The organism is Cyclobacterium sediminis (assembly GCF_054781075.1).
The window spans coordinates 104,684-117,341 of the sequence record NZ_BAAGVC010000004.1; the positions used below are offsets into that span (position 1 = coordinate 104,684).

At 38.0% G+C, this 12,658-nt stretch carries 9 protein-coding genes; 3 read left to right on the plus strand and 6 right to left on the minus strand.

Features of this window, described 5'->3' with window-relative positions; all coding sequences use genetic code 11:
- Positions 1 to 5: 5 nt before the first annotated feature.
- A complete protein-coding gene (gene holA / locus ACYVHJ_RS07910) occupies positions 6 to 1,031 on the minus strand; it encodes a DNA polymerase III subunit delta (protein ID WP_460513855.1) in 1,026 nt (341 codons plus the stop codon).
- Positions 1,032 to 1,152: 121 nt separating this feature from the next.
- Here holA and ACYVHJ_RS07915 point away from each other — a divergent pair, with 121 nt between their 5' ends.
- On the plus strand, positions 1,153 to 1,860 hold the full coding sequence (locus ACYVHJ_RS07915) for a tetratricopeptide repeat protein (RefSeq protein ID WP_460513858.1): 708 nt from the start codon (positions 1,153 to 1,155) through the stop codon (positions 1,858 to 1,860).
- Here the strand turns inward: ACYVHJ_RS07915 and ACYVHJ_RS07920 are convergent.
- Complete coding sequence (locus ACYVHJ_RS07920; RefSeq protein ID WP_460513860.1) at positions 1,847 to 2,683, minus strand: universal stress protein; 837 nt, start codon at positions 2,681 to 2,683, stop codon at positions 1,847 to 1,849. The genes ACYVHJ_RS07915 and ACYVHJ_RS07920 overlap by 14 nt on opposite strands.
- A gap of 21 nt (positions 2,684 to 2,704) precedes the next feature.
- Positions 2,705 to 3,631 (minus strand): 2-hydroxyacid dehydrogenase, encoded by a 927-nt coding sequence (locus ACYVHJ_RS07925; RefSeq protein WP_460513862.1) that lies wholly within the window; start codon positions 3,629 to 3,631, stop codon positions 2,705 to 2,707.
- Positions 3,632 to 3,866: 235 nt separating this feature from the next.
- On the opposite strand from ACYVHJ_RS07925, the gene ACYVHJ_RS07930 reads away from it, so the two are divergent.
- Positions 3,867 to 4,712, plus strand: coding sequence for a DUF2911 domain-containing protein (locus ACYVHJ_RS07930; protein ID WP_460513864.1), 846 nt, complete (start codon positions 3,867 to 3,869; stop codon positions 4,710 to 4,712).
- A gap of 163 nt (positions 4,713 to 4,875) precedes the next feature.
- On the opposite strand, the gene ACYVHJ_RS07935 is transcribed toward ACYVHJ_RS07930, so the two are convergent.
- Positions 4,876 to 6,597: a sodium:solute symporter family protein gene (locus tag ACYVHJ_RS07935; protein ID WP_460513867.1), complete on the minus strand. Its 1,722-nt coding sequence runs from the start codon at positions 6,595 to 6,597 to the stop codon at positions 4,876 to 4,878.
- A 96-nt stretch (positions 6,598 to 6,693) separates the two neighbouring features.
- Positions 6,694 to 9,183 (minus strand): PIG-L family deacetylase, encoded by a 2,490-nt coding sequence (locus tag ACYVHJ_RS07940; RefSeq protein ID WP_460513869.1) that lies wholly within the window; start codon positions 9,181 to 9,183, stop codon positions 6,694 to 6,696.
- Between the two features lie 267 nt (positions 9,184 to 9,450).
- Here ACYVHJ_RS07940 and ACYVHJ_RS07945 point away from each other — a divergent pair, with 267 nt between their 5' ends.
- On the plus strand, positions 9,451 to 10,395 hold the full coding sequence (locus ACYVHJ_RS07945) for a phytanoyl-CoA dioxygenase family protein (RefSeq protein ID WP_460513871.1): 945 nt from the start codon (positions 9,451 to 9,453) through the stop codon (positions 10,393 to 10,395).
- A gap of 13 nt (positions 10,396 to 10,408) precedes the next feature.
- On the opposite strand, the gene ACYVHJ_RS07950 is transcribed toward ACYVHJ_RS07945, so the two are convergent.
- Positions 10,409 to 12,586, minus strand: a complete 2,178-nt coding sequence (locus tag ACYVHJ_RS07950) for a DUF5916 domain-containing protein (RefSeq protein ID WP_460513873.1) — start codon at positions 12,584 to 12,586, stop codon at positions 10,409 to 10,411.
- Positions 12,587 to 12,658 lie beyond the last annotated feature (72 nt).

Sequence of the window (12,658 nt, forward strand, 5' to 3'; positions counted from 1 at the left end):
AGTGGTCAATGAAGAATTTTAAAAATTAGTTCTTTTAATATTTGACTATCGTCTACAGCATTTGAAGTGGTTACACCTTTGGAACGTAAATCCGCCTCCTTTAGGTATCCCACCACATCAATAATCTTGCCTAAAGAATAATTCTTTGCCGCTATGGTATATTCTTTTACAAAATAAGGGTTTACCTTGATCAGCCCGGCCAATTCTCTTTCGCCAAGATTTTTATTGGCTTTGACCAGCAATAGCCGAGAGAAATGAATGTATAAAAGTGTTAAAATGGGTATTAACGGATGGGATTTGATATTCTGACCAAAGTAATTAATGATGGTGTTCGCCTTATTAACATCTTTGTAACTTAGGGCTTTGGTCAATTCAAAATTGTTAAAATCCTTACTGATTCCAATGTATTGTTGGATATGACTCGGGTTGATTTTAACAGGTTCATTAAAATTGATAATCATTTTATCAATTTCATTGGTCAGCACTTCCATATTATTGCCAATAGATTCAGCAAGAATTTGGCAGGCCTTTGTTTCGATTGAATGTCCCTTTGATTTCACATATTGTTCAATATATGGGGAAAGTTTGTATTCAGGAACTTTGTCTGATTTTACCAGTATGGCTTTTTTATCCAACTCTTTGGCTAGGGCTTTCCGGCCATCCAAAGTTTTGTATTTATAGGCGAAAACCAAAATGGTGCTTGGCAGCGGATTATTGATATAGGCGATCAACTGTTGATCCCCGGCTTCTTTTCCAATTTCAAAAACATTTTGTGCTTCCTTTACAATGACCACTTGCCTGTCTGCCATCATAGGAAAACGTTTTGCATTGGTAAGAATCGAAGCAATAGTCGATTCTTTGCCATACATTATGGTTTGGTTAAAACTACGGTCCTGAGGTGCTAGGGCATTGTTTTCAATGAAATCTGAAATTTTATCAATGAAATAGGGCTCTTCACCCTGAAGAAAATAAATAGGGGCAAATTTATTTGCTTCCAGCTCTTTTAAAATACTTTCCGGTTTACTGGCCATACCTGATTTAAAAATGAAACAAAAACAGTTCAAATATAAAAAGAATAAAGGATTATTAACTGTTGAATGAAACAATACCTTCATTACTTTTGTATGTATTATATCACAAATCAAATTAAAGGTGGAAACAATAGAAACTGGTATCTCTTATTATAAGGAAGGAAAATTTGAAGAGGCTTTGGCAGTATTCAACAGGTTAATCAAAGAAGAAGGATCTCAACCTGCTTACCTGCATTTTAGGGCCAGGGTTCAATCCAGGTTGGGGGCCATGGAAGCAGCATTAATTGATTTTGACTTATTATTAAGAGCAGACCCTTACAATACAACCTATATTTCAGACAAGGCAGTGGTGCTGCATTTACTTGATCGCAACAAAGAGGCGATGGAAGGATTTGACCAAGCGCTTAACCTGGATCCAAACAACCCCTATCGCTACTCTAGTAGAGCTTATTTCAGGGACCGAATTGGTGATTTAAAAGGTGCCATAGCGGATTACGAAAAGGCCATTGAACTTGACCCGGAAGATGCCGTGGCCCACAATAACAAAGGAATCGTAGAGGAGAAACTTGGCTACAAGGAAAAATCACAGCAAAGTTTTTCAGTAGCTGACAAGCTTACCGGATATCAAGCACCCGAAAAAACAAAAGAAAACCCTACTCCGCCACCAAAAATAAAAGAGAACTCAGCCAATGAAAACCTCCCTCCCATTTCTGACAAAAAACCCCTGAGTTTCAGTACCTATTTTAATACTTTGGGAAGTATATTTACGGATAAAAAAACAAGAGATGAATTTAAGTCCTTTATAAAAGAAAAGTTCAAAGGTTTTTGATCACATAAAGTGGTTTATTGATAAAATAAGACATTTTCTTCGAAAGGTTCTTGGTGAATAGGTTTTCAAACCAAGTCTTTTTCTTACTAAGTGTAAACAATATATTTCCCTTGGAAGTAATCAGGTAGTTTTCTAGACCCAAAGCTGCATCATCTCTGTAGGATTTCAAAACAAAGTTCATTTTGTCATAGTGAGCAAAAGGTGCCAATTCCTCTTTTAGGGAAGAGTGCATGGCTTTGTCGATGATATTCGCTTTTGAACTTACATGTACTACGTCTATTTCTGAATCAAACAAACCTGCGATTTTTACTACCTTTTGAATGGCCAGTTTGTCTTCTTCCATATAATCCGTCGCATATACCATTTTTCGGGGAGGTTTAAAAAATACTTTTCTAGGAATAATAAATACATCACAGTTGGCATCTTGAACCACCCTAGATGCTTTGGTCCCTATATAATTTTTTTTGAATTCATTGACCCCTTCCGTTCCCATAATGATAAGGTCAACCTTATTTTCATCCGCATATTCTAGAATTGTATTTACAGCTTTTCCTTCTTTTACCAGGGAATTACAGGCATGTAAACCTTTGTCAAGGCTTTCCTCTTCCACAGTTTTCACCAAACAATTAAGCTTACTTATGGCTGCATGAAGGCTTTCTTCCAATTCTTTTTTCGGAAATAATTTTTTATAATCTTCTGTTTCAGGAACATGAAATAAAATCAATTCTGCATTTAATTTTTCACCCAACCTTGCGGCATATTCTATGGCATTCAACGCACATTCTGAAAAGTCAGTAGGACAAAGAATGGTATATTTTTTCATAATAATTCTTATAATTAAATTTTAATATCCTTGTACAGTACTGACCTCATTAATCAAAGGTCTATTTTCGATTGCATTTTTATAATTGGCAATGATTTGGGGAGCCGCTGCTTTATAATTGGTAATACTAGCGATATGAGGAGTGACCATGATTTCTTCTCTGCCCCAAAAAGGATGCAATTCAGGCAAGGGTTCTTTATTAAAAACATCCAATAAGGCTCCGGAAACCTGACCTGATTCAATAGCTGGAATGAGATCATCCTCAACCAAATGTTTGCCTCTGGCAACATTAATAAGATAAGTTCCAGGTTGGAATTTTTTAAATAGTTCACCATTCAGAAAGCCCTCAGTTATTGGTGTTAAAGGCAATAAGCAAACCACCACATTCACCTTGTCAAGAAATTCTTGAAGTTGAGGACCAAAAAAGTAAGGATGGCGAAAGGAAGTTTTAGGTGTATTTCCATAACCATAACATGAAATACCTAAGGCATGCAACTTATCCAATACATCCCCACCAAGCTCACCTACCCCCATGACACCTACTGAGATGGGAATTTCAGGCTTGGTCATGTCCCATTTTTTAAGCGCTTTATTGGTTATATACCTTTTAAATTGACGGTGAAAATTGAGAATACCCATTACCACATAATTTGTCATGGAAAAAGTAAGTCGTGGATCAACAATTCGGGTGATGGGCACACCTTTGGGAATGTAATCTGCCATGATGTGATCCACACCTGAGCCCATCGAACAAATAAGCTTTAAATTGGGAAATTCTTTAAGAATGTCTTTGGGATGCTGCCACAATACAACTACCTCAACAAGGGCTTTATCTTTAATTTCAGGGTACACTTGAAGGTCGATTTCAGGAGCCAATTCTTGAAAAATACTTCTCCAAGAATTAAGCTCTTTGTCGGGTTTATTTGGCGCAACAATTGCTAATGCCATGAAAGGAATTGGTTGGTTTTGGATAAAATAATTAATTTAAAACTCGCCTAAAGATGCTGCGAAAATATCCAGTCTTTGGATAATTTAAACAGTAAAAAGAGGACAGATATTTAATTAATAACAAATTAACTATCTTTACAAAAGGGTGATATTACCGTTTAAACAAAATAATAACCCATACTGTAAGGTTATCCTTTTCTTTATAGAGCTTTAAGCCAATCTAATTATAAAATCCATGAAAACAAAGAATATTGTTTGCCTAATGATGCTATTTACAGTTGTTCAACTGAATGCATTTTCACAGATTAAAATGCCTCAGGCGAGTCCTAGCAGTAAAGTTTCACAACAGGTAGGTTTGACAACCATTCACCTGGATTATTCAAGACCCGGAAAAAAGAATAGAAAGATTTTTGGAGAACTTGTACCCTATGGAAGGATATGGAGAACCGGTGCCAATAACCCAACTACCCTGGAATTTGATATAGATATAAAAGTAAACGGTTTGCCACTGAAAGCCGGGAAATATGCCATGTATACCATTCCTGAGAAGAAATCTTGGACCATTATTTTTTCAAACAATACAGAACTATGGGGTGCGATGGGCTATGATGCTGCGGATGATGCACTTAGAATCAATGTGCCGGTAACCAAGCTTAAAAAAACAGTAGAGTCCATGCATATAAGCTTTTCCAACCTAACGGATTCAGGCGCACAACTCAATATCGCATGGGACAAAACATCAGTGGGTTTTAAAATTGAAATGGAAGTCGACCAAGTAGTTATGGGTCAAATCAAAGCGCTGCTAATAGACCGTGAAAGCAATGATGCAGGCTTACTTTTTCAAGCAGCCAATTATTATTACAAGCAGGAAAAAGACCTCAATAAAGCCCTTGAATGGGTAACAAAATCTGTGGAGAAAGATGCGAAATATTATACGGTTCACTTGAAAGCAAAAATTTTGGCTGCTTTAGGAAGAAAACAAGAAGCTATTTCCACTGCCCAAGTATCAATGAAATTAGCAGAAGAAGCAGGTAACCCGGATTATGTAGCCCTTAATCAACGTTTGATTGATACCTTATAACCAAAGCTATTAGGTAGTGTAAACCAATAAAATTGAAATGTTGGCCTCTCCAATTAGATAAAAGCCAAACTACAAAGGTTTGTAAACCAGAATATCAGCCTTGAAACAGCACTGTAAGCAATTGCAGTGTTGTTTCAAGGCTTATTTCATGCATTGATCCTATTTAAAGATTGGAAGCTTTAGGTTTGGAGAGCAACAAGTTTAAAATGGTAGCAATTAACATTACCAATAAACATCCAATGGCATTGTACCATAAAAACCCAATGTCAATGCTCAAGTCACCTATGGTTTGGCCATTGAAATAATGGAGGGTTAAAATCAATATTTCTGAAATTATAGCTGCCATAAATACAGCTCGGCCACCTACCCATTTCATAAAAAATGCAACCATAAATATTCCCAGAATACTGCCATAAAACAAAGAGCCCAGTAAATTAACGGCCTGAATAAGGTTTTCAAAAAGGGTGGCATAGGTTGCAAATAAAATGGCAAAAATGCCCCACAGCACCGTAAACCACCTTGAAGATTTCATATAATGATTGGAGCTTTCTTCTTTCTTAATTGACCTTCTATAAATATCGATGGTAGTTGTAGAAGACAATGCATTGAGCTCCGAAGCAGTAGATGACATGGCTGCACTAAATATTACTGCAAATAATAAACCGATAACTCCTTTCGGTAAATAATCCATCACAAAGCGCATGAACACATAATCTGTATCACGGGTCTCAGCCAAGGGATCGTTTTGCACAATCAATTCTTTTACTTTATCTCGGACCTCTTCTTGGGCTTTGGTTTGACTACTGATAGCCCCTTTGTATTTCTCCACAGCCGCTTCATCTTCTGATTCAATCGCACCCAATAAGCTGTGAATACTTTTTTCTTTATTCTCAAATATATTGGTGTATTCGTTTTCCAGTACTTTAAAATCTTCCAAGTACTCACTTTCTTTCAATTTATCGGTTTGAATGGTATTGAAAATAACCGGTGGCTGGTAAAATTGATAAAAGACAAAGACCATCACCCCAATGAAGAGTATAATAAACTGCATGGGTACTTTTAGAAAGCCATTCATCATAAGCCCCATTCTGCTTTGGGTTAGGGTCCTGCCACTAAGATAGCGCTGCACCTGGGATTGGTCCGTACCAAAATAAGAAAGAAATAGAAAAAGCGCTCCTGTAAATCCTGACCAAAAGTTGTACCTGTCTGACAAATCAAATTCAAAATTGACGATATTAAGCTTTTCCATTTTCCCTGCCACTTGCAGGGCCTCGGTAAAGCTTACAGGGATCATTTGAATGACAATTATTCCTGCCAAAACCATCCCGCCCATCATTACTGTCATTTGCTGTTTTTGGGTTACAGATACAGCTTTGGTTCCTCCTGACACCGTATAGATAATCACTACAATACCTATGAAAATATTGGTAAAAGTAAGGTTCCACCCCAACAGAGTAGAAAGAATAATGGCCGGCGCATAGATGGTAATCCCAGCAGCTAAACCTCTCTGTATCAAAAACAGACCTGCGGTCAAAGTTCTTGTCTTTAAGTCAAACCGCTGTTCTAAAAACTCATAGGCAGTATAAACTTTTAACCGATAATAAAGCGGTAAAAAAAACATGCAAATCACAATCATGGCAACAGGTAAGCCAAAATAAAATTGGATAAAGCGCATGCCATCTGAATAAGCCTGGCCGGGGGTACTTAAAAAGGTAATCGCTGAAGCCTGAGTGGCCATGATGGAGAGTCCAATGGTCAACCAATTCATGTCATTCCCTCCCCGAATGTATTTGTCCATATCCTTAGGACCATAAGTCTTATAAATACCATATACTGCTATGGTAAACAAAGTCCCGAATAAGACAGTCCAGTCAAGATAACTCATGAATAGTGTTCAGTTAACCAATAAAATAGCCCTATTAAAAGCCCTAAAACTACCAATTGAAGCCAGTATAGCTTGGTCCATTGGTCAAATGCTTTACTATTTTTCATGGCCTTGTTCGATTAGATTAACAAAAAGCTTGATGGCCCCCGGTACACCAGCAGGAAGCAAGCGAAACCAGGATATGCCGGAATAAGTATAGGTTCCCTTGCCATATTGGGCAAGCAAAAGACTTCCTTTAGACGCATTTTCATCCGGATCCTGCATCAATAGTGGACTTTGATACCTTTCATCCCAGGAGCCGGGAAAATACAAGCCCCTTTCCTGTACCCACCCGTCAAAGTCAACAGACTCAATTGCATTGGGTTGATTGAGCACAGGGTTGTTTTTGAGTAGCACTTTGACAGGGGAATCTTCCACTGTCACTCTATCCCTGGAAAGGGTCAAGGGGTATGGTCCAAATTCATTGCTCAGTAATGAGGCAGTAGTATTGTATTGAACGATAAGGTTCCCTCCTGCTTTTACATAATCCATTAAGGCATCTCTATTAGAAACCATATCCTGGTTCACATTGAAAGCTCTGATTCCTGTGATTATGGTACCATATTTTTGAAGGTCTGAACCAAGCTGAGTCGCATCAATCGTTTCAACCTGATATCCCAGATTTTGTAAGATCTCCGGTACCTTGTCTCCGGCTCCCGGAATGTAACCAATGGTTTGAGAACTGAGATTTAGATTAAGTCGGATTAAATTAAAGGAGACATTTGGAAAGTAGGTTAAATTGGGAATGTGAGGATATAAAATCCTTTTTACTCCTTTATCGAATACTTCATCATTATCGGTAACATAAGATATTTGATGCGCTGATTTCCCTTCTGCTTCCACATTACTTAATGCTACTTGGAAATGAATCGCTTTATTTTTTAAATCTCTAAAAGTTTCATTAACCTTATATTCCCCATCATTTAATCCTTCAATTTTTATTTGCCCTTCTTTTATTTCTTTGCCAAAATTGACCATAACGTCCACTATTCCGGAAGCTTCATTAAGAAGGAAAACATTGTCTTGTTTGACAGCTATGGCTACTTCAGGAACAATTTTAAACGGTTGGATTATCTCACCATTTACCCGATCATTGTAGCGAAACTGTAAGGGTAAGTCCATTTGAAACTCCTCTCCGGATAGGGTAAAAGTCAATTGGCCCGATATTGTCGGTGAATTGTAGGCCTTACCTATCCTTTTCTGATCTTTTACAGTATATAAATTATTTTCAGGTTGGTTTCTAAGCCAATAAGGCTGGGAGTTCAAATGATCTTTAGGAATGGTAAAATCCAGCTCCTTTTCGATGGCTTTATTGTTGGATAGATCAGTATTAAGAGAAATCACCTGATCAAGAATCTGAAAAGAATTTATTTTAATATTTTCATTAGTGACTTGATTTAAAATGATTTTGCTGTGTACTGTAGCAGCCGGAAAATTCAATTCCTTGTCAGAAAGAAATAGCCCTCTCCAGCCCAACGTTTCCATTATCAATTGATCTACAAGCTCTTGCTTCTCTTTGACCCAAGGTAAGTTTTTCTGAACCTTATTCAGCTCCTTCTTTATTTCAATCAATTGATCGATATTATTGGCAGGCGCCACAAAGTCAAAGGAATTGATCAAATGGCTGATTTTATCTGCAATTAAATTCCCATTGGAAAGCTGAAGCCAACGTGGTTCCAGGTCTTCAAAAGGAGAAACATCAAAGGTTTTGCCGTCCACCAGTTCGATAAGATCCATTTCCCTACCAATGCTAGCCGTGGCACCAAATCCCTGTGATTTATGCATGGTTCTACTGTTGGCTGCAATTTGAGAATAAGTCATGCCCAGTATAGGGTTAAAACTACCTACCGGAAATTCAAAATACTTTTTACCGGGTTTTTGATCATATACCCCACCCCAACTGTATGCATTCCAAAAGATTCTTTTGGCAGACCAGGGTTTTACATGATCCAATTGCTCAGGGAAAACGTTGGGATCTCCGGAAACCTTAAATGCTTCCCCTGCAATAATTGCAGAAGTGGTATGGTGACCATGGGTTATTCCCGGGGTAGTATTAAACCTGGTAATGATTATATCAGGCTGAAAATTACGGATGACCCAAACCACATCCGACAATAGTTTTTTCCGATCCCAATTGTTCAAGGTTTCATTGGGGTTTCTACTATAGCCAAAATCAATAGCTCGAGAGAAAAACTGTTTTCCCCCATCCGTTTCCCTTGCTTTTAGGAGCTCTTGGGTCCGAATCATCCCTAGTTCCATCCCAAGCTCTTTACCAATTAAATTTTGTCCACCATCACCTCGTGTTAAAGATAGATAGGCCACATCGGCCATTTCTTCATTGGCCAGGTAAGCAATAAGCCTGGTATTTTCATCATCAGGATGGGCAGCTACATACAATACTTTTTTGGTCTCCTGAAGCTTCAAAAGGCCATGATAAACCGAAGCACTACGTTGCGCTTCTAGATGGCCAATAAAAAATAAACTGAGGATAAAAGGTAAGCATAGACGCATGGGTTTATAGAATTGCTTGAGTTGATTTGGTATCATAATTAAAAGTAAGCATTGTGAAAGGTAAGCTAAAACTAAATTATATTAATGGAAATATAGGCAGATCAAGTCAGGAATTTGCTTCATGGCTGATCTCATTGGAGAAACTAAATAAAATTGTTAACTTTTACTCGGCATTGCATCAATATTCTTACTGAATTCCACCAAAATAGTTTCATAGGGAAATGGTTTTATCGGTAAAATTGAATTGGATTAAGACATTTTTTAAATTGATTAGGGGTATTCTTCTTTAAATAAACTTTCGATATGGGCAGCAATAAAGACCACAAAGATATTCCAGGCAATCCTTCCACAGCTTATTCAAGCAAATTCCACTTGAATGACAGGTCCAATGGAAAGGCATTACAAATATTGACTGAGTCAGATTGGGATTTTTGGGTAAAAAATGGATATGTGATTATTCCTCAGGCGGTACCTAAATCTTATACTGCCAGGTTGTCTCAACTATTATGGGAATTTGAGGAAAAAGATCCGGAAGACATGTCTTCCTGGTATGCCAAACCTTCTATAGATATGGAGATGAAAGAATTAACCAACAGTGGTATGGTGGAAATTTACAACCACCAATACTTATGGGATATCAGACAATATCCAAAAGTCTATGAAGCTTTTACTGATATTTGGGGCATGGATAAGCTCTGGGTAAGCATAGATAGGGCCAACCTCAATCTTCCTTCCAGGCCGGGGTTTGAGTTCAAAGGTTTTATCCACTGGGATTATGACCCTGAAACCAATCCTCAAAATGTTCAAGGTCTAGTGGCATTGAATGACCAAAACAATAAAGATGTTGGCGGGTTTCAATGTGTGCCTGAACTTTATCGGAGCTATGAAACATGGAAAAAGGGGCAGCCAAAAGATAGGAACCGTTTTAAGCCTGATATCAGTGGTTTTGAATTGGAAAAAGTAGAGTTAATGGAAGGGGATTTGTTGATTTTTAATAGCAAACTCCCTCATGGCATCCGACCAAATATTAGTGAAGATCAGGTCCGCATGGCCCAGTATATCTCCATGATGCCTGCTGAGGAAGACAATGAGGAAAAGCGAAATTGGAGAATCACGTCCTGGAAAAATAAGGTAGCCCCTGCAGGTTATGCTTTTCCGGGGGATCCTAGAGAATGGGAGAAAATAAAGTACCCAAGAGCAAAGCTAAGTCCCTTGGGAGAAAAATTATTGGGAGTTACTTCATGGTAACTCCCAATGGGTTTTATAAAGTCCACCAATAGGTGAATTTTAATGCCAATGTTCTATTTTTTACGTAAAATGGTGCGGGGACATAATTGTCTGTATAGACCAAATATAGATCCGATGCAGGCTTAAATCTCCATTGAAACCTTGTATTTAGATTGATATTGTTTATTTGCTCATTGTATTGTCCAAAAGCTGTAAAGAAAAGGGTATTGGTAAAGGTAACATCTACCCTAGGTCCCACCAGCCAAAACTTGGTGTTTCCCCATGGTTCGGGCAGGTCTATTTGGTTGTAATTTCCAGTTATAGACAGGCCTACATAAGGTTGAAAACGGTAACCAATTTCACCGGCGAGGTTTAACCTTTCCCCATCAGCAAAGTAGCCCCCATACTGAGATGAAAGCGTATAGGTAAATAAGCTTTGGGGCTTAGAAATATACTCCAAACCGTAAGCATTCCACTGATGTTCAGTAAAAGCATCAAGGGTATTTTGACTATAATTGGTAGGGTCAAATTCTTGTTGTAAGACGATGTGATTGTAGGCATATTTTGCTGTCAGCACACTTTGACTCCTAAATTTAATCCCATAGGAAAGTGAAGTAATATTGTCTGTTTGGTTCAGGTCCATGTCATAAAACAAGGAGGTATTAACTGTTGGCCCATGGTTTAGAATTAATTTACTTTTTGGGAAAAATAAATAAGAAGCATTGGGATTAATTCGATAATAGCCGTTTCTGGGTACATAGCCTACTTCGGCCAAATAATTGGGCGCTACATATTCGTGTTTCCATTCCCAAATCAAATTCCCTCCCAAATATTTAATATTGGCAGCATGTACGGCACTTTCATTGGAAACTATAGGGCTAAACGATTTGACATAAAAAGCTTTTCCTGTCCATTTCCCGTTAGAAGAGGCCAAATTGTATTCCAAACCGGCATTTCTATTATAACTGGCTATTGGGTTTTCTACCCCTTCTCCTCCAGTTGGAATGCTTCCAATATTGGTCCGATTAACAAAAATTACACCTATATTTGATCTTTGTCCAACCCTCCTTTGACCGGCAAGAACGGTATAATTTTGCGAAGGAGTATTGGTTTCACTCACTTTTCCGGTTTGCATGTTCATGGCGCCTATACGCCAATCCTTGTTGATTTTCCCACTTAGCCTGGCACCAAACTGAATGGGTGCATTCAACCCAATTCTTCTGGAGAAAAACGGCCTGATGGTTTCATAACCAAAACTGGCAAATAGATCTCCGTTTTCCAGGAAAAATTGACGCCGCTCAGGATAAAACAATTCGAAACGATCAAGATTTGTAATTTGCCTATCTACTTCAACCTGTGAAAAATCGGGGTTAACCGTCAAATCTAAATTTAAAGAGGAACTAACGGCAATTTTAGCGTCTACCCCCACTCTGTTTTGATAATCTGATGGTAAATCTCTGACATTGTCTTTCACCATCCCTCCCATTACGTAAGGAATCACAGATACGTTCATACCAGGTTCCGGTGGTGCTTCGTCCCATACCAAAATACCGGTATAAGCCAATGAGGCAGAAGGGAATTGACGAGGAACAGGGGCCCAGGAAGATTTTTCTGTTGACTTGAGGTCTTTTCGGCTAAAGTTAATTCCCCATTCTTTGATTCCTTTTTTATACCGTATGGATTTAAAAGGAATGGCTGCTTCAAAAACCCATTTGTCGGGGTAATTTTGAACCTTAGAAAACCATTTATTGTCCCAACTTAAATCCACACTTCCACCTCCATACATGATACCATCCCACTGTGCTCCCGCGGCATTGGCTCCAAAGGAAAACCCGTTAGTTTGGTCATCAAAAGTATCCATGAATAGCAAAAAATTGTCATTTTTACCAAAGGTAAAATCCCTTCGTAGAGATTCTACATAATAAGGTCCTTCTTCTCCATGATGATTAATTACCAATAGGTAGATTTTGTCATCATCATAGGTCATCATAACCTTAGTCTTAACTTCAGCATAACTTGTATCAATGGGTAGAATCATGTAAAAATCTTTGGCTACATCGGCATCAGCCCAAGCCTGTTCATCCATTACTCCATCTATAATTATTGGAGAACTGGCTCGTTTAATATTTAACCTGTAGTCATCATTGATTTTTTGCGCCATCCCGGGTATGGCCAATAATAGTACTAATAATAAAGTAAAACTCTTTCGCATGATTCATTCCGCTTACCGTCAAAACTAAAAATTGAGCATTTGACAAGTAATTAATAAAATATTTAATTTTCT

Bases quoted from the DNA above. Each gene is read 5' to 3' on its own strand.
- holA (WP_460513855.1), bottom strand. From the start codon at position 1,031: ATGGCCAGTAAACCGGAAAGTATTTTAAAAGAGCTGGAAGCAAATAAA.
- ACYVHJ_RS07920 (WP_460513860.1), bottom strand. From the start codon at position 2,683: ATGAAAAAATATACCATTCTTTGTCCTACTGACTTTTCAGAATGTGCG.
- ACYVHJ_RS07925 (WP_460513862.1), bottom strand. From the start codon at position 3,631: ATGGCATTAGCAATTGTTGCGCCAAATAAACCCGACAAAGAGCTTAAT.
- ACYVHJ_RS07930 (WP_460513864.1), top strand. From the start codon at position 3,867: ATGAAAACAAAGAATATTGTTTGCCTAATGATGCTATTTACAGTTGTT.
- ACYVHJ_RS07935 (WP_460513867.1), bottom strand. From the start codon at position 6,597: ATGAGTTATCTTGACTGGACTGTCTTATTCGGGACTTTGTTTACCATA.
- ACYVHJ_RS07940 (WP_460513869.1), bottom strand. From the start codon at position 9,183: ATGATACCAAATCAACTCAAGCAATTCTATAAACCCATGCGTCTATGC.
- ACYVHJ_RS07945 (WP_460513871.1), top strand. From the start codon at position 9,451: ATGGGCAGCAATAAAGACCACAAAGATATTCCAGGCAATCCTTCCACA.
- ACYVHJ_RS07950 (WP_460513873.1), bottom strand. From the start codon at position 12,586: ATGCGAAAGAGTTTTACTTTATTATTAGTACTATTATTGGCCATACCC.